Below are 23,859 nucleotides of genomic sequence, written 5' to 3'. Positions count from 1 at the left end.
GCAGAAGCAGCTCACCGCCGTAGGAGGTGGCTCCGGACACCAGCCCGGTGGCAACGTCCTCCGGCAGAAGCAGCTCACCGCCGGAGGAGCTGGCTCCGGACACCAGCCCGGTGGCAACCTCCTCCGGCAGAAGCAGCCCACGGCCGGGCTGCTCTGTCATCTCATTGCTTTCGTGCGCCTCGTTGTCTTCGTAAGCATCATTGTCATCGTATACACGCCGGAACAACGCATAGTTGCCCACCGCTGGCTGAAACTCCATCCCGAAGACATGCTGAGCATACAACATCAGCGTAACGCGCTCAGCCAGATTCCTCGCCCTGAAAACGGGCAGTGGCGGCAGAGGCTGCGCTGCGGCTTCATAAGCCAGACGGGCGTCGCGTGCATCAAGTTCATAGCGGATCCACTCCTCCACTGAATCGAAGCCGGGGATCCCCACAGGCCTTTCCGCCCCCGCCCTTCGGCCTCGTTTATGGCTCCGCTCACCGCGCTTCTTCTGGTGGGCATATTTCGCTCTTCTGACTTTTTCGTAGGGAGGCGAATGCCTGGGCATCATTTCACTCCTTCAGTGACGCACGCACTGCAATGAAACAGGAACAGCGGGGGTCAGTTTGCCTCGCTCGCCTTTAACGTGGGACACGAATATGCCTAAGGCAGCCGTACTGCCTGACAGCCACGGATTAGCTCTCACTGGTTTCCGTCGTATCATCATTTGAAATATGCGCGGACAGAACGCTGGTGGTATTGACTGGCGTGTAAGTCGTTTGCAGGTCGGTCAGTTTCAACGGCACAGTCACCATATAACTGAGGCACAAACGCGGTGTATTACCGACCGCCTGCCAGAAATTCCCCAGACTATTTAGTTGCTCAGAGGGCGGAATGACGCGCAAATAAGTGCCTGGCAACGTGGAGAACGAACGGTTATTCACCAGCGCATTCAGCACATTATTAATAATGATCAGCGACTGGCTGTTTGCCTGGCTTAGGGGAGAATCGCTACTGCTGCTTTGTGTGACCTCAAAATAGGTCACCAGATAACAACACCGTATGTTCACATAGCCGGGCGCGAAGACGCCCGTGGTCGAATTAAATTTTCTCCCCTCGCCTACGCGTAACTGCAAATCCTCCTGGATGTCATATAAAAAGATGCATACCGTCGGGACATCCGGCGTGGAGTCTTTCGGCGGAAGATCAAAACGAATAGCCACGTCAGAAGGCAGATACTCGCGCAGTGCCGCTTCAATGGCCACGTTCAGATTGATGAGCGTGGTATCAGAGGCAACGGCGGGCGCCGTTGGAATTTCATCATCAGCAGTTGAATCAGTCATGTTCAATCTCCATTACGAAAGTGAAAATCATCAAACCACACGCCCCATCTTGGCCAACTCGCGTTGCAGCGCGCGATCGATATGTTTCTGCCCGACGTACGGTGCCTGCTGCTCCGCGGCAAGCCAGCTCGCCAGTAACGCGATATTGCGGATGTTCGCGCCGGTAATCTCGGCGCGTCGTGCGAGCGCAGAAAAGTCCACCTCTTCGGCCACCGTCACCTCTGCAGGCCAAATTGCCTGCCACATCCGCTCACGCAGGGCGGCATCCGGGAAAGGAAAGCGGATAATAAAATTGATCCTGCGGGTAAATGCATCATCCAGATGCGAGCGGTTGTTGGTGGCGAGAATGACCAGCCCTGAATAACTTTCCAGGCGCTGTAACAAATAGGAAATCTCAATATTGGCGTAACGATCGTGAGAATCGCGGGTTTCACTCCGTTTACCGAACAACGCATCGGCTTCATCAAAAAAAAGCAGACCGGAATCCCGCTCAGCGGCATCAAACACCCGTGCCAGATGCTTTTCTGTTTCACCGATATATTTGTCTACCACCGTCGCGAGATCGATTTTGATCATGTCCACGCCCAGCGTCGCCGCCAGCACTTCAGCCACCAGCGTTTTACCGGTACCGGAATCACCGTGAAATAACGCACTGATTCCGGTTCCATATGCGATTTTTTGCTCAAAACCACGCGCCAGAACCTCTTCACGAAAACGCGCCGCGACCAGCACCTCTTCCAGTTGTCTGCCCAGTCCCTCAGAAATGATCAAATCAGCAAAAGTCCGTTTAGGTTCAATGCGGGTAGCAAGCCCGCCGAAAGCCTGTTGCGAACGCTGACGAAACGCCTTATTCAAATCCTCCGCAGAAAGCCCCGCCGCCCCCCTTAGCCGTCGATAGGCATCCGCATCGCTTAAGGATTGTAAAAGCGTGTCAGAAGCGGGCCTGAAGCGACGCACCAGCATGGACGGGTCGACATCGGGCTCCAGTTGATAAGGTTTCAACAAACTGATGAGCAACCGGGTATCGTCCAGGGGAGTGCTTTTTGGCATCTCAAGGGTAACCTGAGAAATACCGGCTAACGGCGTTAATGGCGTATCGGGCTGAATCAGCCCAAACAGAGGGAATGTATGTGCAACCAGACGGTCATTGATCCAATTTTGCAATGTCGGATAGCGTTCCCAGGCGTCATGCAAACCCGGCAGGACCAGGCATGATGCGTACAGCGTCGCCTCCCTCAACGCCTCCACAAAACAGAGACGAAATGGATATTCCTCTTCCGGCGCTTGCGCCATGTCAAACACCAGCAACTTACAGCCTGCGGTACTGGCCGCATGCGCCAGTGCCATTTTCCGTACGCCTTCGGTCCCTCCGCTCAGTGAAACCAACAATCCTGAACAGGGGTTACGCATGCTCATCAGTAATTGCTGCGTTAACTCAGGAAACAGATCCCCCTGTGCAGGCGCCTCCAGCCAGCGGCACGAAGCCTGCCCAAGCGAGGAGTCCCTCCCGCACAGATAGCGAAAGATATGCGGGCTGCCATGCAGAGAGTAAGACCATCCGTTTTGGCTGCGATCGGGCCCAGAGGTTTGAACTAATGCATGCTGAACCAACGGGGCGGCACCCGACAAACGGACCTCCATTTCCAGCCTGTCGATGTTGTTCCGACACAGCAGATTCAGTATCAGCTCCGGCTTTATCCCGTTATCCTGGGCATCGTGTTGCAGGCAAGCAAATAACAACCCGGCGTTGCTGTTAGCGAGTGGCATAAGTGTCAGCAACAGCGCGTCGCGTTCGAACGGATCCAGACCAAAACGCGCAATCAACATGCCGAGGCGGCTGTCGGCGGGAATATTCGCCCGGTCAGCTTCACGAAAACTCTGACGGCACAGGGCAATATCGCAAGCCGGAATTTTGGTTTGAAAACGGGCAAGCATATCCATTTGCAACAAGGCGGCGTCTGTTTCTGGTTGCTGGCTCTGCTGCGAATACTCCTGTACCCGCTGGCGCACCACACGGAGATAGCGTTTGAGCATCTCTTCGATCCGCTCAACTTGTTGATGTAGCACGTTATAGTGCCAGTCCTCTTCTTGCGTATTCAAAAGTACATCGGCAATTTCTTCTGTCATATTCACTGTTGCTCTCTGAAATAAGAAGCGCGTTAATTTAGACACAACCGATCATTTGGCCCGTGAATTAGCGGTCAACAGAAAAATAAATGTAAAAGACAGGCTGCCGCCCTCCCTGCGTTATTTAGACATCAGAGAATTTCATGTTTTCACAATAAAGGACGCTCATTAATCAAAAGCTAGGCTTTACCGATGAAAATTACAAACCGACTGGCGTTGCGATATTGCAACCTAATTCTTTGGTTTTTTAGCGGATAGAGAGTGTATTATTGAGACGTCACCTGTTTGTATTAATTAGAAAAAACAAAAAACAGTACGACAATGATTTTTAAAAACAGGCGAATTCAGAATGCCAATAAATGCTGCTGGCGGAATATGAATCTTTGTATATTCAAGCAGATATAAAAAGCCGTGAAAAATCCCATTCATTCCACCTCAGGCGCATACCCGACTGAATGAATATTCTTAACGGCAATAACCCCTAAATAAATGTGCCCGCGCGGGGTAGCAGAGCAGATGCGCAGCACACCTTTTACTCACAGAAAGCGGGGCAACAGCGTAACGGGTGCGGCCAACGTTAAGACTCAGTTCACAAAACGGAGGACATCGTTGCAAAGGACTACCCTGATCTACCGTGCTGGTGATAACGTATCGCGTGCAGAAATCCCCGTAACGAGCTGTACTTTTCGAAAAAAGTCAGACGGTTAGTTTGCGCAGTAACGTAAGGATAACGTGAAAGCAGTATTACGATGAGATAAAAGAAGTGGCGGAGAGAGGGGGATTTGAACCCCCGGTAGAGTTGCCCCTACTCCGGTTTTCGAGACCGGTCCATTCAGCCGCTCTGGCATCTCTCCGTTCAGACAGTTGCCATGATGCCAGGTTATTTGGCATTTTAACAGACCCTGTCCCGCTAATTTGGTTCAAGTGGCGAGTTTGCGAGCAAAGCGATGATTAAGTGGCCCTGGAAAACAAAGGACTCCCTGGATGACGCAGCTTTCCCCTGGGAAGACGCGTTGAACGCCCCTGTACTGGCGAATCTTTCTGCGGATGAACAGATCAAACTGGTTCAACTTGCAGACCGTTTTTTGCAGCAAAAACGGCTGGTTCCGCTACAGGGATTTGATTTAGACGCGCTGAAAAGCGCGCGCATCAGCCTGTTGTTCTGCCTTCCGGTCCTGGAATTAGGCCTGGAGTGGCTGGACGGTTTCCATGAAGTGCTGATCTACCCCGCCCCGTTTGTGGTGGACGATGAGTGGGAAGACGATATCGGACTGGTGCATAACCACCGCGTGGTGCAGTCTGGTCAGAGCTGGCAGCAAGGTCCGATTGTGTTGAACTGGCTGGATATCCAGGATTCGTTTGACGCCTCCGGTTTTAACCTGATTATCCACGAAGTGGCGCACAAGCTCGACACGCGTAACGGCGATCGCGCCAGCGGAATACCGCTGATCCCCCTTCGGGAAGTGGCTGGCTGGGAGCATGACCTGCACGCCGCGATGGATAACATCCAGGATGAGATCGATCTGGTCGGTGAAAGCGCCGCCAGCATTGATGCTTACGCCGCAACCGATCCGGCAGAGTGCTTTGCCGTGCTGTCAGAGTATTTCTTCAGCGCGCCGGAGCTGTTTGCGCCACGTTTCCCGGCGCTGTGGCAGCGTTTCTGCCAGTTCTACATGCAGGATCCGTTAAGCCGCCTGCGCAACCAGGCGGGCAGCTATGGCGAGCGCGCCAACTCACTGCATTAACGTACTGTTGCGCTTTAATTCGCCATTTGAATCAGTACGTTAATTTTAGTGTTGACACAAAAGTACGGGGCCAGTAGTATGCGCCCCGTTCACACGATTCCTCTGTAGTTCAGTCGGTAGAACGGCGGACTGTTAATCCGTATGTCACTGGTTCGAGTCCAGTCAGAGGAGCCAAATTTAAGAAGCCTGCTTTCAAGCAGGCTTTTTGCTTTTCTGTCTCCTGCATAATGCCGCCTTTCTCTCCACCCTGCGTCAGTCAACCTTTTCAGGTATTAATATGCACTTTGCAGTAACGCCGCTTCCAGACAGTGGGGGTCAGCCCGGTGTGCTTGCGAAAGCGTTGCCGAAAGTAGCCGACATCATTAAATCCGCACTGCGTGGCAACCTCGGTGAGCGAAACCGTATGACTGAGCAGTAACTTCTCTGCGGCGCGGATGCGCTGGCGGTGGATGGCCTCAGTCAGCGTTAAATGAAAAACCCGCCGAAAGACGCGCCCTAAATAATCTGCATTACAGTGCAATTCCTTCGCCAGCAGCGAAGTGGAAAGCGGTAAATGAAAACGGCTACGAATTAACTGTTGTGCTTTCCAGGCAATAGCTTCGCCCATTTCTGTTGGCTGTTCGTCGTGCCTTCCCGCTTCGGATATTTGTTGAAGAATAAGCAGGACGATTAATTCCAGCGCGACAGTTCGCTGCAATTTTTCCTGCTCGTTTAAGAATTGCCTGAACAAAGAAATAAGGTACTGAGGATCCCCCACCTTGCTATGCTGGGGTATTAAAAGCGGCGCTATATTTTCTGTCGTTACTAGTGTTTTCTGACGTTCAAAGTGTAGCCAGTAAAAGGTTAAATCCGGCGGAAAGTCCAGCGTGCCCACATGCCGTCGCTGCGGCCAGAGCAGCAACGTTTCGCCCGCATTTACCACAAACGGAATGCCCTCTTCTTCGATCGTTAATGTCCCTTTTTCAACATAAATGATCTCCCAGGAGTGTAGCTTTCGCGCCGGATGCCTCCCCACCCCGCGAGAAATAAATAACCCGCCATTTTGTACCTTAATCGGAAGCACCATGGATAATTCAAGCATAAATATGTATTTTCTCACTCTGTTACTGCGAAATAATCGATTTAGATTTTGATTATTAATGAAATAATACAAATCATCCGGATCTAAATCACATTTTCATAACCAGGTCGGAATCCTCACCTTTTTATACTTTTCCCTTCCCTTGTCGCGCCTTTCTTTCAGTGCAGAATAAATTGGGTACCTTGCTCAGACCTTATAAAAATTCAATTAATGAGGCGTTACTCAATGACTTCCACTCCGATTACACAACGTGAGCTCGCGCAGCAGACGGTGAATGACCGCCTTTCTGTGCGCGAAAAAATAGGCTACGGCCTGGGCGATGCGGGCGGGACAGTGATCACCTGCCTGATCATGAATTTTCTGACATTCTTCTATACCGATGTCTTTGGCCTGACCCCGGCGCTGGTCGGCACGCTGTTTTTAGTGCTGCGTGTCTTTGACGCCATTTCCGATCCGGTGATGGGGGTGATTGCCGATCGCACCCAAAGCCGCTGGGGACGTTTTCGTCCGTGGCAATTGTGGGTAGCGCTGCCGATAGGGATCATTGGCGTACTCACCTTTACCGTGCCAGATGCCGGGATGGGGGTAAAAATGGCCTGGGCTTTTGGCACCTATTTGCTGCTTTCGGTAGGCTATACCGCCATCAATGTGCCTTACTGCGCGCTCATCAATACCATGACAACCCGGCATCACGAAGTGCTCTCCTGCCAGTCCTGGCGCTTCGTGCTGTGCGGGGTGGCCGGTTTTCTGGTGTCAGTCGGCCTGCCGTGGCTGGTCGCCATCCTCGGCAAGGGCAACACGGCACAGGGGTACCAGTGGGGTGTCGGTGTACTTTGTACCCTGGCGGTCATGATGTTCCTGTGTTGTTTCTTCTGGGTACGTGAACGTGTACCGCTGGCGCTGATGGGGAAATTCACCCTGCGTGAACACCTGACCGGGCTGCGTAACAACGACCAGTTGTTGCTGATGCTGGCGATGTCGTTCCTGCTGATCAACGTCTTTAATATTCGCGGCGGCGGCTATATGTATTTTATTACCTATGTGCTGGAGGGGAGCACCGCCTACATCTCGCTGTTTTTCACCATGGTGACCTTCGCCGCCATTCTGGGTGCCGTCATCGTCAATCCGCTATCGCGGCGGATCGACACAGTTAAGCTTTATTACTACACCAATTTGCTCCTCGCCGTGCTGGCGCTGGGAATGTGGTTTTTACCGACTGGCCCGCTACATCAAACGTTGTGGCTGATCGTTATTCTCAGCAATGGCATTGTGCTCGGTTTTACCCTGCCCCTGCATTTCTCATTGATGGCCTTCGCCGACGATTACGGTGAGTGGAAAACCGGCGTGCGTTCATCCGGAATGAATTTCGCGTTCAATCTGTTCTTTATCAAGCTGGCCTGGGCCTCCAGCGCCGGCATTATCAGCCTGGTGTTTATTTTTGTCGCCTACCACCCTGGCACGGGTCATCAGACACCGGCCTCATTGCACGGGATCACGACGATGGAAACCCTGTTGCCAGCCCTGTTCCACCTGTTGCTGGCGATGACCATTCGCTGGTGCAAACTTAGCAACCCCATGATGGCGCGCATTGCCACCGACCTGCGCCAGCGCCATGTTCAGTCCTGAGGAGAGAAAGATGTCTGTTATGGAACCCGACCTGCATACACTGAAAATTAGCGATCCGTTTCTTGGCCAGTACCAGCAACTGGTACGTGACGTCGTGATCCCCTACCAATGGGAGGCACTGAACGATCGCATTGCCGAAGCGGAGCCGAGCCATGCCATTGCCAACTTCCGTATTGCGGCCGGTCAGCAAGAGGGGGCGTTTTACGGCATGGTTTTTCAGGACAGCGATGTGGCGAAATGGCTCGAAGCCGTGGCCTGGTCCCTGTGCCAGAAACCGGACGCTGAACTGGAAAAGACTGCCGATGAGGTGATTGACCTGATCGCCGCCGCCCAGTGTGCAGACGGCTATCTGAATACCTATTTCACCGTGAAAGCCCCCGGTGAACGCTGGACGAACCTGGCCGAATGCCATGAGCTTTACTGCGCCGGGCATATGATTGAGGCCGGGGTAGCCTACTTCCAGGGCACCGGCAAACGCCGCTTGCTGGAGGTGGTCTGCAAACTGGCTGATCATATCGATAGTGTATTCGGCGCAGGGGAAAACCAGCTTCATGGCTATCCCGGCCATCCTGAAATTGAGCTGGCTTTGATGCGCCTGTATGAAGTCACTGCAGAACCACGCTATCTGGCGCTGGTACAATATTTTGTTGAGGAGCGTGGCAAACAGCCGCACTTTTATGACATTGAGTACCAAAAGCGCGGCAGAACCTCTTACTGGCACACTTACGGCCCGGCATGGATGGTTAACGATAAGGCCTACAGTCAGGCCCATCTGCCGCTGTCCGAGCAATCCGTTGCAACAGGCCACGCAGTGCGTTTTGTCTACCTGATGGCAGGCGTGGCACACCTTGCGCGTTTAAGCGCTGACGAAAGCAAACGTCAGGACTGCCTGCGGCTATGGCGCAATATGGCGCAGCGGCAGCTCTATATTACCGGTGGCATTGGTTCACAAAGCAGTGGTGAAGCGTTCAGCAGTGATTACGATCTGCCCAATGATACCGTTTACGCTGAAAGCTGCGCGTCCATTGGTCTGATGATGTTCGCACGCCGGATGCTGGAAATGGAAACCGACAGTCACTACGCCGACGTAATGGAACGCGCGCTCTATAACACGGTGCTGGGCGGGATGGCGCTTGACGGAAAGCATTTCTTTTACGTGAATCCACTCGAAGTGCACCCGAAAAGTCTGCCCTTCAATCATATCTATGACCACGTTAAGCCGGTGCGTCAGCGCTGGTTCGGCTGCGCCTGTTGCCCGCCCAATATTGCCCGCGTGCTCACGTCGCTCGGGCATTACATTTACACCGCGCGACCAGAGGCCCTGTTTATCCATCTCTACGTCGGTAACAGCATGCAACAACAGGTCGGCGAGGAGACACTGCAACTCACTATCAGCGGCAATTATCCGTGGCAGGAAGAGGTTGAAATCCGTATCACTTCCCCCGTCGCGGTAGAACATACGCTGGCACTGCGCTTGCCAGACTGGTGCGAAAACCCGCAGGTCACACTCAATGGTGAAGCGGCAGAGGGCGAAACAAAACGCGGCTATTTTCATTTAGCCCGCCGCTGGCAGGAGGGGGATGTGCTGCGGTTACGCCTGCCAATGCCGGTACGTCGGGTCTATGGCAACCCACGGGTGCGCCAGCAAGCCGGGAAAGTGGCGATCCAGCGTGGCCCACTGGTGTACTGCCTGGAAGAGGCAGACAACGGCACCAATCTGCATAACCTGAGCTTGTGCGAGCAGAGCACATTCCGCACGTTTGAGGGGAAAGGTCTGTTTGCCCACAAAGTGCTGATCCAGGCCGAGGGATATCAGCACGCTGCAAGCGATTCTGAAACGCAGCCGCTCTGGCAGTATGATCGCAAACCGGCAACGCAGATGCGCAAAACCCTGACGTTTATTCCGTGGTTTAGCTGGGCTAACCGTGGCGAGGGGGAAATGCGAATCTGGGTCGACGAGGCGTAATGCAACGCACCAGACGTGCAGCATAAAAAATAGCCGCCCCCTGGCAAGGGAAGCGGCTAGCTCTCTGTTTACGCGGTGAAAGTGACGGCGAAAATACCGTCGCGATGGCGGTAACGTCCCTGTTTCACTTGTCGCAGGGACGTATTCGCGGTCAGGCAACGTGCTGCTGGACGCGTTCAATACTGCTGCGGAGCGCCTGTTCAATGTCTGCTTCTTGCCACGAGGCCAGTTCAGATGAGAACGGTTCGAAAGCATAAACCCCCTGATAACCGCGCGATTCAAGCGCTGCAATCTGCCCAAGGGTATCCAGACGATCGCCCGGCGTCAGCATGATGCGCTCCTCATCGGTAAGCGCATCGATTGGGCCTGTGGCTTCTACACCGGAAAGATGCACCAGCCCAATCATGTTGATATCGACCCCGTCAAACTCGCTAGCGGCTGCGGGATAAAGCGCATGGTGGAACGTGTCAATAAGCAGCTTAAACGGAACACCGGCATCGCGGATCAGGGTTTGCGCCAGCGCGGCGGATCGCAACGAGCTTTGCGGGAAGCCGAGCGGCTCAACCAGCCCCTGAATGCCGTAGCGCTCAAACAGCGGGGAAAGCGTTTGAAGTGCGGTCATCGTTTTTTCGTTATCAATAACCGTTCCGTCATTCAACGGGCAAAGCACCAGCGCCCCCGCCCCCACCGCTTGCGCCTCTTTTAACAGGGATTCCGTTAAGGAACAAACCGCCGACGTAGGTCGGTTAAAGGGATACACCGCGTTAATGGTGACGATCTCTAAGCCATAACGCTCCGCAAGATCGCGTACCTGCTGGTGACTCAACGCATCGGTTACTTTTCCGCCGGGCATATCATTGCGCAGCTCAACTTTCGTGAGCCCTAAGCGGTTCACCAGTTTAAAAAATGAAGGAATATCCAACCCGGGGGCGATTTTACGGTTAACGCAGAAGCGGTGCAGTGCAATGGTCATCTTACTCTCCTGAAAGCAACGAAATGAAATAGCCAGCCTGCTTTTAATCAAAACATTTATTTCATAATTAGCAATATTCGAAAATGCACTTCTTTGATCAAGCTCGCAAAAAAACGCGGCGCTAAAGGTTCCACGCTCAAAAATCATCACATTCCCTTGCGAAAACAAGGCAACAGAAAGTACCCGTCGGGATGTTCTGCCCAGGCGGTGCGCGTAAATGCGACGCTGCTCACTAAAATAAAATTTCATTAAATGATTTATTGAAATATTCATTTCATTTAACCAGGATGATGACAGGCACTTTCTTCGTGAGCCGTCACGGCTCCGGCATTGACCCCCTCCAGACGACGAGGCTAAGCATGAATATCACAGGAAACTTTATCGGCGGGAAAATCTGTCTCAGTAACAGCAACCAGACCCAGGCCATCTATGACCCGGCGACAGGGAAAGCGGTGCGCGAACTCACGCAATCCACGTCCGCGGAAGTCTCGGATGCGATTCAGGTCGCACACGAGGCATTTACCGGCTGGGCAAACACGACGCCACTGCGCCGTGCACGCGTGCTGTTTAATTTCAAAATGTTGCTCGAGAAACATGCGGAAGAACTGGCGGCAATTATCGTCAGCGAGCATGGTAAGGTCTGGTCGGACGCGCTGGGTGAACTGACCCGTGGCACCGAAGTCGTGGAGTTCGCCTGCGGCATTCCGCACCTGATCAAAGGGGAATACTCTTCGGATGTCGGTACCGGCGTCGATAGTTTTTCACTCATGCAGCCGCTTGGCGTGGTCGCGGGGATCACGCCATTTAACTTCCCGGCGATGGTGCCGATGTGGATGTTCCCGATTGCGCTTGCCTGCGGCAACAGCTTTGTGCTGAAGCCCCCGGCGCTGGCACCGACCGCGGCGGTACGTCTTGCTGAACTTCTTAAAGAGGCCGGATTGCCAGACGGTGTATTCAACGTGGTGCATTGCAGCAACGAAGATGCGGAACAGCTCTACACCGATCCCCGTATCGCAGCAGTTAGCTTTGTTGGCTCTTCCGGTGTGGCTGAGCACATTTACAAAACGGCCAGCGCCTACGGCAAACGCGTGCAGGCATTTGGCGCGGCGAAAAACCACGCCATTGTCATGCCAGACGCCGACCTCGACGCAACAGTGAATGCCATTATGGGCGGTGCCTTTGGTTCAGCGGGCGAGCGCTGCATGGCGTTGCCGATTGTGGTCGCGGTGGGTGATGAAACAGCCGATAAGCTCATCGCACGGCTGACGCCTCGCATTGAAGCATTGCGTATCGGGCCGGGGTGTATGCGCCGCTCGGAAGAAAATGAAATGGGTCCGGTGGTGTCCGACGTCCATCAGCAAAAAGTGCTGGGCTATATTGAAAAAGGGATCAATGAGGGCGCGAAACTGGTGGTCGATGGCCGCCGCTTCACCCTCCCCAACTATGAAGCAGGCTATTATGTCGGCGGTACGCTGTTCGACAACGTCACTCCAGAAATGGTCATCTGGCGGGAAGAGATCTTCGGGCCGGTGCTGGGCATTGTTCGCGCGCCGGATTACGCCAGTGCGTTGGAACTCATCAACAGCCATGAGTTTGGCAATGGCAGCGCCATTTTTACCAGCAATGGCCATGCGGCACGCGAATTCGTGCATGATGTGCAAGCCGGCATGGTAGGGGTAAACGTGCCGGTACCGGTACCGATGGCGTTCCACAGTTTCGGCGGCTGGAAGCGTTCCGTGTTCGGGGCGCTGAATGTTCACGGTCCAGATGGCGTGCGCTTCTACACCCGCATGAAAACCGCCACGGTACGCTGGCCGCAGGGGCAACAAACCGTCTCTGAATTCAGCATGCCGACGTTAGGTTAATCTTTATTCCAGGAGGAGCCATGTCGTTACTGGCAAAGGCGCAGCACAATGCGCGCCAGATACAACACATCACACCGGAAAGCGCCGGATGGCGCTATATCGGCTTTGATGTCTGGATGTTGAAAAAAGGCGAAACGGTAGACTTTGACAGCGTCGATCGCGAGTTCTGCCTGGTGCTGGTGGCGGGTTTTGCCTCGGTAAAAACCCGTACTGCGGATTTCCCAGGGTTGGGCGGGCGAATGTCACCGTTTGAACGTACGCCGCCGTGGTCCGTCTACATTCCGCCGGGAGAGACCGTTCGCGTAACGGCGGATTCCGATCTCGAACTGGCGTTATGCAGTGCGCCGGGCAGCGGTGCGCTGCCCGCCCGGGTGATTGCCCCTGAGGATGTTGGCGTTGAGCATCGCGGTAAAGGGCGTAACCAGCGTCAGGTGCACAACATTCTGCCGGACACCCATCCGGCGGAATCGCTGCTTGTCGTTGAGGTTTACACCGACGAAGGGGCCACCAGTTCGTGGCCCGCCCACAAGCATGATACGCCCGTGCCGGGCAAAGAGACGCAGCTTGAAGAAACCTACTATCACCGTTTCGATCCGCCGCAGGGCTTCGCATTCCAGCGTGTCTATACCGACGACCGCAGTCTGGACGTCTCCATGGCGCCCTACAATCAGGATGTGGTGATGGTTCCACGGGGTTATCACCCGGTGGCTGCTATAGCCGGTTACAACAGCTATTACCTCAATGTGATGGCCGGGCCGGAGCGCAAATGGCTGTTTAGCTGGGAAGCGGATCACGCCTGGATCAACAGCGACGACTATCCGCGACGTTAATCCTGAGCAAAAAAACGGCCCTTGCGGGCCGTTTTTTATTGCGTTGAATAACTACTGTGGGGTTTTGGTGTTGCCGAGCGCCAGTGAGACGGCCAGCGTCTGGGCCAGGCAGAGCGACGCCACCTGAGAACGGAAACCATCCACCTGTGCTTCGCGCACCACAAAGCAAACATCGCTGAAGGCAGCAAGCGGGCTGACCTGGCTGTCGGTGATCGCAATCTGTCGCGCTTTGCGCTGCGCGCCCAGCTCCACCAGCTCCACCACTTCGCGCGAATAAGGCGAGAAACTGACGGCCACCACCAAATCCTTCGGCCCCACCAGACTGAGTTGCTCAGTGAACATGCCGCCCAGCCCGTCAATCAGGAACGCTTTACGATCGAGATGGCGCAGCGCATAAGTCAGGTATGAGGCGACACTGAAGGAACGACGCAGCCCGATAACATAGATATTTTCCGCCTCTGCCAGCAAGGCCACTGCCCTGTCCAGGTCCTCTGGCGCAATCTGCACCGCCAGTTGCTGCAGTGCCTGGGTATTGACCATGGTAAACATGCTGAGGATTTCGCCCGGCGTTTCCGGCGCTGTGGCCTCTTCGCTGGCGGTCTGGCGGAACAGGCGTGCGCGTTCGGTATAGTTCGCGGTTTCCTCCATCAGATGCTGCCTGAACATCTGTTTCATTTCGTTAAAGCCACTGAATCCGAACGCGTTAGCGAAACGAATCAGCGTTGAAGGCGGCACATCCGCCTGCTTGGCAATCGAGGCAACAGTATCGAACGCTACGCTGTTGCTATTATCCAGAATGTAGCGCGCCACCTGTTTCAGGCGTTTGCTAAGTTCATCATAACGGCGACGAATGTCATCCTGCAGAATGGAGAGCTGGGTTGGGTTATTTGCCATGTATCGCGCCTGAAAAATGGAGAAAAAAAGGAAACGGATGTCAGTGTATCAAATGAAGCGAATTTTTCATTTTTCGCAATGAAATACGCGATTCATTTCACGAAGCAAAAAGACGCAGGATGGCACAGCCATCCTGCGCGGTGATTAGCGGCGGGCTTCGCGCCAGAAACCGATAAGGGTCAGGTAATTAGTCTTCACCTCACTGATAAGTGCATTATCATCGAGTTCCCCCTGCATCCAGCGGCGCGAAGGCTGGCCGAAAATCGTCCGCCCCACCGCAAAGCCTTTGATGATAGGGTGCATCGCTGCTTCGGCAAAGCCTTCGCGCAGTTGCGCCTGCGGCGCGTCGAGGCCCAGTAACAAAATACCGCGACACCAGGGATCTTCGCGGGCAATCAGCTCGCCGATATTCTGCCAGTGTAGGCTAGTTAGCGGCGGCAACTTCCACCAGTCCGGTTTGATACCAAGCCGGTAAAAATGAGCCAGCATATCATGATAATGCTGCGGATCTTTCAGCGGCCCGTTCTCCGGCTGGATCACTTCCAGCAGCAGCTCATGGCCCGACTGGTTACAGGCTCGCCACACTTCAAGCAGCAACGCATCCTGCTCTTCGCGCAGCGACGCCGGATCGTGCGGATGATAAAAGACGAGGCATTTGACAACATGCTCCAGCGGCCAGCTCGCCAGTTGTGAGCCGATATCGCCATGTTCCAGCCGAAGCGGTAGCGAACCGGGCAGTTCAATCGGCCGACCTATCCACCATCCCTGACCGGTAATGGCGTTAAGCGCGCGCTGGCCATAGGTGCTGTCCGCCAGTATGCCGCTACGCCCTTCCAGCCCTGCTTCTTGCGCCGCTTCTTTCGCCGCCTGCAACAGCAACTGTTTCAGTCGCGGAATGCGTGTTTCATCGCAGCCCGTTTCCTGCGCCAGATCGGCCAGTTGTTTACGGTGATCGAAAGCAAAAATGCACAATTCCGGCCATGCCTGGCGTCGCGACGTAACGCGATGCAGGTGATTCAAACGTTCATCAAGATCCGGCCGGGGCACCGAGGCGTCACGGCTCAGGTAGTCATCCAGCTCTGTTCGGGTCGGCATGGCCGGAGCGCAACCGTGTCGCGACACCACCAGCGCTCCGCAGGCATTGGCGTAACGGCAGGCCTGTTCCCAGCCTTCATCATTCAGCCAGCCGCGTAACAGACCGGACATAAACGCGTCGCCCGCCCCCAGCACATTGAGCACGTCAACACGTACGCCCTGATAAAGCGGCATCGCTTCCCAGCTATCCGGCACTGCACCTTCAACCACCACACAGCCAATCGGCCCCCGTTTGCACACCAGCGTGGCGTTGGTAGCATTGCGCACATTTTTTAGCGCCGTCAGGGTATCGGTGCTCCCACCGGCAATGTGAAACTCTTCCTCTGTGCCCACCACCAGATCGAAAAGGTGCAACACCTCCTGCAACTGGCGCGTCACCTGCTCCGACTCGACGTAACGCGTTTCGCCATCGCCGGGGGAGGTCAGTCCCCACAGCACCGGTCGATAATCAATATCCAGCGCGGTGCGCAGCCCATGACGGCGCGCATACTCCAGCGCTTTTAGTACGGCGGCGCGCGTGTCCGGATGGGAAAGGTGCGTCCCGGTAACGGCCACCGCACGCGAGGAGGCAATATAGTCCTCGTTGATGTCATCAGGCGTGAGCGCCATGTCAGCGCAGTTATCGCGGTAGAAAATCAGCGGGAACGTCTCCTGATCTTTAATGCCGAGCATCACCAGCGCTGTCAGACGTTGCTTATCGGTGATCAAATACTCGGTATCCACCCCGGCCCGCTGGAGCGTTTCACGCAGAAAACGCCCGTTATGTTCGTCGCCCACGCGGGCCAGCATCGCCGACTTCAGCCCCTGGATGGCGGTACCAAAAGCTACGTTGCCCGAGGAGCCGCCGAGATATTTGGCGAAACTGGAGACATCTTCGAGTCGGGCGCCGATCTGCCTGGCATAGAGATCCACGGCAACCCGGCCAATACAAATTACATCGAGCCGCTTAACTGCTGCATTCATCGCTACGGTTTCCTTTTGCATGCCTGCTTCACGAGAGGGCCGGTACGCCGGCAGCACGCCCGCAAGCAGCCTGAGGGTGAACGGTTGAACGTAGTATGAGAAATAAATATTTCATTTACAAATTTATATGAAATTTAAAAACCAAAAATGTGAAGGCTATTCCACTCTGTGTTTGTCAAAACGCCGCGCTCATATCCGTACTTTACCTTGCCTGTACACCTGCCTCCGATAGAAGAAAAGCATAGTAGTTAAAGGGTTATCTGACGATACCGTGTTGCCGGTTTTCACCGTTTCGCGATCCCCTCCACAGAAAACCCGCCAGGATGAAACAGAGTATGATTGCCCTCACAAAATGAAACATTTCATCTGTATTCCGCTTTTATGGAAAATATGTTTGCCTATAATCCAGACAGATTCCGGTAGGCGAGAGGCCTGAAGACAGACCGTTCAGTGCACGCCTGCATGACATTGGCTGATAAAGGAAGAGAAAGATGGGCAAGCAGAGACTGACAATGGCGCAGGCGCTGGTGAAGTTTCTTGATAACCAGTATCTGGAAGTGGATGGCGAAACCGTCAAATTCGTCAAAGGCATTTTCGCCATTTTCGGGCATGGCAACGTACTGGGGATCGGCCAGGCACTGGAAGAGAACAGTGGCGAATTGCGCCTCTTCCAGGGGCGCAACGAACAAGGTATGGCGCATGCCGCTACCGGTTTTGCCCGGCAATCGCTGCGCAGACAGATCCTCGCCTGTACCTCTTCTGTCGGCCCTGGCGCAGCCAATATGATCACCGCAGCCGCCACCGCCACGGCAAACCGTATTCCCCTGTTGCTGCTGCCCGGTGATGTGTTCGCCACCCGTCAGCCCGATCCGGTGCTGCAACAAATTGAACAGAGCCACGATTTAAGTATCAGCACAAACGACGCATTTCGCGCCGTCAGTAAATACTGGGATCGCATCACCCGGCCGGAGCAACTCATGAGCGCCTGCATTAACGCCATGCGCGTCCTGACCGATCCGGCCGAAACAGGCGCGGTCACGCTGGCGTTACCGCAGGATGTGCAGGGCGAAGCGTGGGACTATCCGGACGCCTTCTTTGCCAGACGCGTGCACCGTCTTGATCGCCGCCCGCCTTCCGCTTCGCAGCTGGATGATGCCGTTGCTGCCATTCTGGCAAGCCGCAAGCCGCTAATTATCTGCGGCGGTGGCGTGAAATATGCCGCCGCGGGTGAAGCGCTCGCCCGGTTTGCCGAACACTACCAGATCCCGTTTGCTGAAACCCAGGCTGGCAAAGGCACCCTGCTCTCCTCGCACCCGTTTAATGTGGGCGGCGTGGGTGAAACCGGCTGCCTGGCGGCGAACCTGCTGGCGAAAGAGGCCGATTTGGTGATTGGCGTCGGAACCCGTTTCACGGATTTCACCACCGCATCGAAATGGATTTTTCAGCACCCGTCGGTGCGCTTCCTCAACATTAATGTCAGCAACTTTGATGCATGGAAACTGGACGGCATTCCGCTGCTGTCCGATGCGCGCGAAGCGCTGACGTCGCTGGATGCTGCGCTCAGTCATAAAGGCTGGCTGGCAGGCTGGGGCGAACAAATTGCCTGCGTACAGGATAGCCAGTTGAAAGAGACGCAGCGGGTATATCAGGCCACGTGGCAGGAAAAAGCCTTTATCCCTGAAATCGATGATCACCTCGACCGGGAATCGGTCTATCGCGAGTTTCGCCAGCTGACGGACTCAACCCTGACCCAGAGCAGCGTGCTGGGCGTGCTCAACGAGCGGCTACCTGAGAATGCAGTGATCGTTGCGGCGGCCGGTAGCCTGCCAGGCGACCTGCAACGTGTCTGGCGTACCCGCTCCACCAATGCGTATCACGTTGAATACGGGTACTCCTGCATGGGCTACGAGGTGAACGCCGCGCTGGGCGTCAAGCTTGCCGAACCGCAACGTGATGTCTACGCGCTGGTGGGCGATGGCGCTTTCATGATGCTCCATTCCGAACTGGTGACCTCCCTGCAGGAGGGGGCAAAAATCAACGTGGTGCTGCTCGACAATATGGCTAACGGCTGTATTAACAACCTGCAAATGGAGCACGGCATGAACAGTTTCGGCACCGAATTCCGCTTCCGCTCGTCTGAAAACGGGCAACTACAAGGCGGGCTGGTGCCGGTGGATTTTGCCGCCATCGCGGCCGGTTACGGCTGCAAAACCTGGCGCGTGACCACCCTTGATGAACTCAAACAGGCGCTGGAAGCCTCGCAGCACGCAACGGTGAGCACCCTTATCGACATTAAAGTCTTGCCCAAAACCATGGTGCACAAATATGGCAGCTGGTGGAACGTGGGTGTCGCACAACAGGCGCTGTCCGCACGCATTCAGCGGGTTGCGCAGCACATTAACGAAAAACGCGCCCAGGCGCGCAATTACTGAAGCCGGGCAATGCCAACACACTTTTACCTCAACCCTGATATTCCGGAGATTATTACTATGTCGCTTAAATTAGGCGTTATTGGCGCAGGCGCCATTGGCAAAGAACATATCCGCCGTTGCACCCAGGTTTTGCAGGGAGCACGCGTGGTCGCCGTGTCTGATATTAATCTGGATAACGCTCACGCCGTGGTCCGTGCGTTAGGACTGGAAGCCGAAGTCTACGCCGACGGGCAGGATGTGATTAACGCGCCGGACGTTGAAGCGCTGATTGTCACCTCCTGGGATCCGACCCATGAAGCCTTTACGCTGGCGGCTATCGAAGCGGGTAAACCGGTATTTTGTGAAAAGCCGCTGGCGATGACCGCTGAAGGCTGCCGCCGCGTGGTCGACGCGGAGATGAAAGCGGGTCGCCGACTGGTACAGGTAGGCTTTATGCGCCCTTACGATGAAGGTTATCAGGCGCTGAAAGGGGTTATCGACAGTGGCGAAATCGGTGCTCCGTTAATGCTGCATTGCGCACACCGCAACCCGGAAGTCGGCGAGAATTACACCACCGACATGGCGATCACCAGCACGCTTATCCACGAACTGGACGTACTGCGCTGGCTGCTTAACGATGATTACCGTTCCGTGCAGGTTCGCTTCCCGCGCGCCACATCGCATACCCATGCCCAGCTTAAAGACCCGCAAATCGTGATGCTGGAAACCCGTAAAGGCACACTCATTGACGTCGAGATCTTCGTGAACTGCCGTTATGGCTACGACATTCAATGCGAAGTGGTGGGCGAAAACGGCGTTGCCCGCCTGCCTGAGCCGTCATCTGTGCAGATGCGCCATACCGCAAAACTCTCCACCACCATCCTTACAGACTGGAAGGATCGTTTTATTAAAGCCTACGACGTTGAGTTGCAGGCGTTTATTCGTGATGTACAAGCAGGTGAACTGCGCGGCCCGTCGGCCTGGGACGGTTATGCCGCATCAGTGGCGGCAGATGCCTGCCTGAAAGCGCAGGAAAGCGGCGCGCTGGAGCCGATCAGTCTGCCAGAACGCCCGGCCTTTTACCTGCGCTAAACGTGGCGCTGTACCCACGAATCCGACGGAGTTTTACCATGAAAATCGCTTTTGACGTCGATGTTATCAAGGATCTCGGTATCAGCCGCATGGTCCACCAGGTCGCCGATTGGGGATATAAGTACATCGAACAGTCGCCGCACCCACAAATCAATCCGTTCTATAAACATCCCAAAGCAAGCCGTGAAGTAATGGCGGAGTATAAAAAGGCGCTGCGTGAAACGGGTGTTGAGATCTCGTCGTTTATTTGCGTTTACCGCTGGTCCGGCCCGGATGAACTGCGCCGCCAGGCGGCGGTGAAAAACTGGAAGCGGTTAATCGAAATCATGCTGGAAATGGATGTGCAGGTGATCAACACCGAGCTTTCTGGCGACCCGAACCAGCCCGAAATTTGCGAAGAGATGTTCTACCGATCCATGGAAGAGCTGTTACCGATATTTGAGCGTGAAGGGATCCGCGTGGAAATCCAGGCCCACCCGTGGGATTTCTGCGAAGAGAACAACGAAACCGTAGATATCGTGAAGTCGTTTCGCAGCGATAACGTGAAATACGTTTACAGCGTGCCGCACACCTTTTTCTATGACAAAGGCAAAGGCGAAGTGGAAAAAATGCTGCGCTATGCCGGGGACGATTTATCCCACGTCCTCATTGCCGACACGATGAATCACACCAAACACTGCCGCTACATTATGAACCCTCCCGGCGTGGATGCTGCCATCCACCAGCACGTTGGCGTGGGCGAAGGTGAGGTGGACTTCCCGGCGCTGTTCAGCACCCTGCGCGAGATGGGCTTCGCCCGCCAGACCTTTAAGGTTGGCGGCGAACCCATTGTGGCGGCATCGCTGTTTGGCTACCCGGAAAAAATGAAATATCAGGCAGTTGAAACCCGTGAACTGATTGAACGTGAGCTGCTCGGCCATTAAGCCGCAGCCGCTTGCGACCACAGAGGCGCACTATGAATAAGCAACATGTCAGGCTGGCCATCGCACCGATTGGCTGGACAAACGATGATATGCCGGAACTCGGCAGCGAAAACACCTTTCAGCAAACGGTCAGCGAAATGGCATTAGCGGGCTTCACCGGCAGCGAGGTTGGCAGCAAATACCCACGCGACCCTGAAATCCTTAAACCGATGCTGGCGATCCGCGGCATTGAAATTTGCAATGCCTGGTTCAGCACCTTTTTTGCGGCGGGCGAGCGGGAAAAAACGCTCGATAGCTTTGTCAATCATATGAACTTCCTGCACGCGATGGGTGCGAAGGTGATCGGCTGTTCAGAACAGAGCGGCAGCATCCAGTGCACTACGCTGCCGGTTATGGGGCCGGATAAGCCCTGCTTTACCGAGGAAGAATGGGCGCGCGTGGCAGAGGGCTACAATACGCTCGGGCGTCTCGCAGCTGAAAAAGGGATGCAGGTCTGTTTGCATCACCATATGGGCACCGGTATCCAGACTGCGGCGGAGATCGATAAATTTATGTCGCTGGTCGATGATTCGGTATTCCTGTTATTCGATACCGGGCATGCCTGGTATTCCGAGGGAACTGAAGCGGCGATGCTAGCTATTTTGGAAAAACACCTGCCACGCGTGAATCACGTCCACCTGAAGGATGTTCGACCGGACGTGATCGCTGAGGTCCAACGTGAAGGACTCTCTTTCCTGGCGGGCGTCAGAAAAGGCACCTTTACCGTGCCCGGCGACGGCACGATCGATTTCCAGCCGGTTTTCGAAATGCTGGATAAGGCAGGTTACCGTGGCTGGATGGTGGTGGAAGCAGAGCAGGATCCTGCGTTGGCTAACCCCTTCGAATACGCTGTTAAAGCGCGTCATTACCTGCGCGAAACCGCCGGTATCTGACGATTAACCGCGTATGCAGGCGGTACGATGGTGCCGTCTGCACAGGTGATCATGCCACAGCTCTGCTCTTTCACGCAGAGAAAAAATGAAAACAATGTTTCATTCCATATGCCTTTGGTGCAGTCTGCGCTACGGGCATCACTGCCCTGCCCGCTTTACATTTGCATTCCGGCTTTTTTATCAATTTATTTTTAAATCAAACAATTAACTATTAATTCTTTTTCTTTCATGATCGCAGACTGACCAAAGAATGCATTCCTGCGTGCCGGTTATCACAAATCGATAACAAAACATGACACATCACTCAAAACTTAAATTTCATTGTTTATGCAAATGAAATATTTGATCTAAATTAATCAAGGTGAATATATCACCAACAGAGTCCGGCACTCATGAAGAGCGCCCTCTTATTTCCCTGAACGGCAGGTTACTGGAGTCTTTTATGACTAAAGAACAATATCTCACCCTTAACAGAGCATCAGGGCCTAACAGCAACGCGCCGACGTCGCCGTTTGTCAAAGTGATTGCACTGATCGCCACGCTCGGCGGTCTGCTGTTTGGTTACGACACCGGCGTTATCTCCGGCGCGCTGCTGTTTATGGGCCACGAATTGCATCTCACCCCGCTCACTACCGGCCTTGTGACCAGCTCACTGCTGTTTGGCGCTGCCTTTGGCGCGCTGCTGTCCGGGCATATGGCGAACGCTGCGGGACGAAAGAAAATCATCATTTACCTGGCGGTCATCTTCGCAATCGGCGCCATTGGCACCGCGATGGCACCGGACGTGTCGTGGATGATTTTCTTTCGCCTGGTGCTTGGCGTAGCGGTGGGTGGTGCTGCAGCGACGGTTCCGGTCTATATCGCCGAAATCGCACCGGCGCACAAACGCGGACAGTTAGTGACACTACAGGAACTGATGATTGTCTCCGGGCAATTACTGGCCTATATCTCTAACGCCGCATTTCATGAATTGTGGGGTGGGGAATCGACCTGGCGCTGGATGCTGGCAGTGGCAACGGTACCGGCGGTGCTGCTGTGGTTCGGTATGATGTTTATGCCTGACAGCCCGCGCTGGTACGCCATGAAAGGCCGTCTTGCTGAAGCCCGTCGGGTACTGGAGCGCACACGCCGCCCGGAGGATGTGGACTGGGAATTAATGGAGATTGAAGAGACGCTGGAGGAGCAACGCGCCCAGGGGACACCGCGCCTGCGTGAACTGCTGACACCGTGGTTATTTAAACTCTTCCTGATTGGCATTGGTATTGCGGTTATCCAGCAGATGACCGGCGTTAACACCATTATGTATTACGCGCCCACGGTGCTGACTGCCGTCGGTATGTCGGACAACGGCGCGCTGGTCGCTACCGTTGCCAACGGGGTAGTTTCCGTCGTCATGACGTTTGTCGGCATCTGGATGCTGGGCAAAATTGGCCGCCGTCCGATGACAATGATTGGCCAGTTTGGTTGTACGGCCTGCCTGATTTTTATCGGCGCCATCAGTTATATTTTGCCGGAAACAGTCAACGGTCAGCCGGACGCGTTGCGCGGTTATATGGTGCTGGCTGGCATGCTAATGTTTCTCTGCTTCCAGCAGGGTGCGCTGTCACCGGTGACCTGGTTGCTGCTCTCTGAGATTTTCCCCACCCGTCTGCGCGGTATTTTTATGGGCGGTGCGGTCTTCGCTATGTGGATTGCCAACTTCCTGATTTCGCTTTTCTTCCCGATCCTGCTCGCCTGGGTGGGGCTCTCCGGCACGTTCTTTATCTTCGCGGCGGTCGGGCTGGTGGGTGCGACTTTTGTCATCAAATGCGTACCGGAAACCCGCAATCGCAGCCTTGAACAGATTGAACACTATTTGCACGACTGGCTGGATAACAGCCCGGAGGGGCAGCGCCGGGCGCAAAAACGCAAAGCCTACAGCGCCGAGATGAACAAAGCACGGCTATAACACGCTGAACGGATAAAGCCGTCATCTGACGGCTTTACTTGTCTGTTAATGCAAGGCAATCCT

General features: G+C 54.7%; 17 protein-coding genes and 2 tRNA genes. 11 read left to right on the top strand and 8 right to left on the bottom strand.

Annotation, left to right across the window (positions count from 1 at the left end; translation table 11 throughout):
- The 4 genes from RTX30_RS21085 to RTX30_RS21070 all read right to left on the bottom strand — a co-directional run.
- A partial coding sequence (locus RTX30_RS21085) for a hypothetical protein (RefSeq protein ID WP_312692509.1) occupies positions 1–553 on the bottom strand: 553 nt, incomplete at its 3' end.
- Positions 554–677: 124 nt separating this feature from the next.
- Positions 678–1,325 carry a Pvc16 family protein gene (locus tag RTX30_RS21080; protein ID WP_312692507.1) on the bottom strand — a complete coding sequence of 216 codons (648 nt, stop codon included), beginning with the start codon at positions 1,323–1,325 and terminating at the stop codon, positions 678–680.
- A 30-nt stretch (positions 1,326–1,355) separates the two neighbouring features.
- Entirely contained in the window at positions 1,356–3,452 is a 2,097-nt protein-coding gene (locus RTX30_RS21075) for an AAA family ATPase (RefSeq protein WP_312692517.1), read from the bottom strand.
- Positions 3,453–4,216: 764 nt separating this feature from the next.
- Positions 4,217–4,306: transfer RNA gene (locus tag RTX30_RS21070), tRNA-Ser, on the bottom strand.
- Between the two features lie 93 nt (positions 4,307–4,399).
- Between RTX30_RS21070 and mtfA the strand changes: the two genes are divergently transcribed.
- Positions 4,400–5,197, top strand: a complete 798-nt coding sequence (gene mtfA, locus RTX30_RS21065) for a DgsA anti-repressor MtfA (protein ID WP_312692504.1) — start codon at positions 4,400–4,402, stop codon at positions 5,195–5,197.
- 98 nt (positions 5,198–5,295) lie between these two features.
- A tRNA-Asn gene (locus RTX30_RS21060) sits at positions 5,296–5,371 on the top strand.
- Between the two features lie 91 nt (positions 5,372–5,462).
- Here RTX30_RS21060 and RTX30_RS21055 read toward each other — a convergent pair.
- Positions 5,463–6,278 (bottom strand): helix-turn-helix transcriptional regulator, encoded by an 816-nt coding sequence (locus tag RTX30_RS21055; RefSeq protein WP_312692515.1) that lies wholly within the window; start codon positions 6,276–6,278, stop codon positions 5,463–5,465.
- 225 nt (positions 6,279–6,503) lie between these two features.
- On the opposite strand from RTX30_RS21055, the gene RTX30_RS21050 reads away from it, so the two are divergent.
- Positions 6,504–7,904, top strand: coding sequence for an MFS transporter (locus RTX30_RS21050; RefSeq protein ID WP_312692502.1), 1,401 nt, complete (start codon positions 6,504–6,506; stop codon positions 7,902–7,904).
- 10 nt (positions 7,905–7,914) lie between these two features.
- On the top strand, positions 7,915–9,870 hold the full coding sequence (locus RTX30_RS21045) for a glycoside hydrolase family 127 protein (protein ID WP_312692500.1): 1,956 nt from the start codon (positions 7,915–7,917) through the stop codon (positions 9,868–9,870).
- 151 nt (positions 9,871–10,021) lie between these two features.
- Here the strand turns inward: RTX30_RS21045 and RTX30_RS21040 are convergent, their stop codons facing one another.
- The gene (locus RTX30_RS21040) at positions 10,022–10,843 is read right to left on the bottom strand and encodes a TIM barrel protein (RefSeq protein ID WP_312692498.1); all 822 of its coding nucleotides are present in this window, start codon (positions 10,841–10,843) and stop codon (positions 10,022–10,024) included.
- A 359-nt stretch (positions 10,844–11,202) separates the two neighbouring features.
- Here RTX30_RS21040 and RTX30_RS21035 point away from each other — a divergent pair, with 359 nt between their 5' ends.
- The gene (locus tag RTX30_RS21035) at positions 11,203–12,708 is read left to right on the top strand and encodes a CoA-acylating methylmalonate-semialdehyde dehydrogenase (protein ID WP_312692497.1); all 1,506 of its coding nucleotides are present in this window, start codon (positions 11,203–11,205) and stop codon (positions 12,706–12,708) included.
- A 20-nt stretch (positions 12,709–12,728) separates the two neighbouring features.
- The gene (gene iolB, locus RTX30_RS21030; RefSeq protein ID WP_312692495.1) at positions 12,729–13,538 is read left to right on the top strand and encodes a 5-deoxy-glucuronate isomerase; all 810 of its coding nucleotides are present in this window, start codon (positions 12,729–12,731) and stop codon (positions 13,536–13,538) included.
- A 51-nt stretch (positions 13,539–13,589) separates the two neighbouring features.
- Here the strand turns inward: iolB and RTX30_RS21025 are convergent, their stop codons facing one another.
- Positions 13,590–14,432, bottom strand: coding sequence for a MurR/RpiR family transcriptional regulator (locus RTX30_RS21025; protein ID WP_312692493.1), 843 nt, complete (start codon positions 14,430–14,432; stop codon positions 13,590–13,592).
- A gap of 144 nt (positions 14,433–14,576) precedes the next feature.
- Positions 14,577–16,490: a bifunctional 5-dehydro-2-deoxygluconokinase/5-dehydro-2-deoxyphosphogluconate aldolase gene (iolC, locus tag RTX30_RS21020; RefSeq protein WP_312692513.1), complete on the bottom strand. Its 1,914-nt coding sequence runs from the start codon at positions 16,488–16,490 to the stop codon at positions 14,577–14,579.
- A gap of 491 nt (positions 16,491–16,981) precedes the next feature.
- On the opposite strand from iolC, the gene iolD reads away from it, so the two are divergent.
- From iolD to RTX30_RS20995, 5 genes are all read left to right on the top strand, one after another.
- Complete coding sequence (gene iolD, locus RTX30_RS21015; RefSeq protein WP_312692491.1) at positions 16,982–18,922, top strand: 3D-(3,5/4)-trihydroxycyclohexane-1,2-dione acylhydrolase (decyclizing); 1,941 nt, start codon at positions 16,982–16,984, stop codon at positions 18,920–18,922.
- Between the two features lie 57 nt (positions 18,923–18,979).
- Entirely contained in the window at positions 18,980–19,993 is a 1,014-nt protein-coding gene (locus RTX30_RS21010) for a Gfo/Idh/MocA family oxidoreductase (protein ID WP_312692489.1), read from the top strand.
- Between the two features lie 38 nt (positions 19,994–20,031).
- Positions 20,032–20,916, top strand: coding sequence for a sugar phosphate isomerase/epimerase (locus RTX30_RS21005; RefSeq protein ID WP_312692487.1), 885 nt, complete (start codon positions 20,032–20,034; stop codon positions 20,914–20,916).
- A gap of 32 nt (positions 20,917–20,948) precedes the next feature.
- Complete coding sequence (iolE, locus tag RTX30_RS21000; protein ID WP_312692485.1) at positions 20,949–21,848, top strand: myo-inosose-2 dehydratase; 900 nt, start codon at positions 20,949–20,951, stop codon at positions 21,846–21,848.
- Between the two features lie 442 nt (positions 21,849–22,290).
- The gene (locus RTX30_RS20995; RefSeq protein WP_312692483.1) at positions 22,291–23,796 is read left to right on the top strand and encodes a sugar porter family MFS transporter; all 1,506 of its coding nucleotides are present in this window, start codon (positions 22,291–22,293) and stop codon (positions 23,794–23,796) included.
- Positions 23,797–23,859 lie beyond the last annotated feature (63 nt).

Origin of the sequence: Kosakonia sp. (genome assembly GCF_032052965.1) — a bacterium.
Lineage (GTDB): Bacteria > Pseudomonadota > Gammaproteobacteria > Enterobacterales > Enterobacteriaceae > Kosakonia.
This window is presented reverse-complemented; position numbering and strand designations above follow the sequence as displayed.

Excerpts from the sequence above, each read along its gene's own strand:
- RTX30_RS21075 (WP_312692517.1), bottom strand. The coding sequence starts at position 3,452 with ATGACAGAAGAAATTGCCGATGTACTTTTGAATACGCAAGAAGAGGAC.
- RTX30_RS21025 (WP_312692493.1), bottom strand. The coding sequence starts at position 14,432 with ATGGCAAATAACCCAACCCAGCTCTCCATTCTGCAGGATGACATTCGT.
- iolC (WP_312692513.1), bottom strand. The coding sequence starts at position 16,490 with ATGAATGCAGCAGTTAAGCGGCTCGATGTAATTTGTATTGGCCGGGTT.
- RTX30_RS21005 (WP_312692487.1), top strand. The coding sequence starts at position 20,032 with ATGAAAATCGCTTTTGACGTCGATGTTATCAAGGATCTCGGTATCAGC.
- RTX30_RS21080 (WP_312692507.1), bottom strand. The coding sequence starts at position 1,325 with ATGACTGATTCAACTGCTGATGATGAAATTCCAACGGCGCCCGCCGTT.
- RTX30_RS21040 (WP_312692498.1), bottom strand. The coding sequence starts at position 10,843 with ATGACCATTGCACTGCACCGCTTCTGCGTTAACCGTAAAATCGCCCCC.
- RTX30_RS21035 (WP_312692497.1), top strand. The coding sequence starts at position 11,203 with ATGAATATCACAGGAAACTTTATCGGCGGGAAAATCTGTCTCAGTAAC.
- iolE (WP_312692485.1), top strand. The coding sequence starts at position 20,949 with ATGAATAAGCAACATGTCAGGCTGGCCATCGCACCGATTGGCTGGACA.
- RTX30_RS21010 (WP_312692489.1), top strand. The coding sequence starts at position 18,980 with ATGTCGCTTAAATTAGGCGTTATTGGCGCAGGCGCCATTGGCAAAGAA.
- mtfA (WP_312692504.1), top strand. The coding sequence starts at position 4,400 with ATGATTAAGTGGCCCTGGAAAACAAAGGACTCCCTGGATGACGCAGCT.
- iolD (WP_312692491.1), top strand. The coding sequence starts at position 16,982 with ATGGGCAAGCAGAGACTGACAATGGCGCAGGCGCTGGTGAAGTTTCTT.
- RTX30_RS21050 (WP_312692502.1), top strand. The coding sequence starts at position 6,504 with ATGACTTCCACTCCGATTACACAACGTGAGCTCGCGCAGCAGACGGTG.
- RTX30_RS21045 (WP_312692500.1), top strand. The coding sequence starts at position 7,915 with ATGTCTGTTATGGAACCCGACCTGCATACACTGAAAATTAGCGATCCG.
- RTX30_RS20995 (WP_312692483.1), top strand. The coding sequence starts at position 22,291 with ATGACTAAAGAACAATATCTCACCCTTAACAGAGCATCAGGGCCTAAC.
- iolB (WP_312692495.1), top strand. The coding sequence starts at position 12,729 with ATGTCGTTACTGGCAAAGGCGCAGCACAATGCGCGCCAGATACAACAC.
- RTX30_RS21055 (WP_312692515.1), bottom strand. The coding sequence starts at position 6,278 with ATGCTTGAATTATCCATGGTGCTTCCGATTAAGGTACAAAATGGCGGG.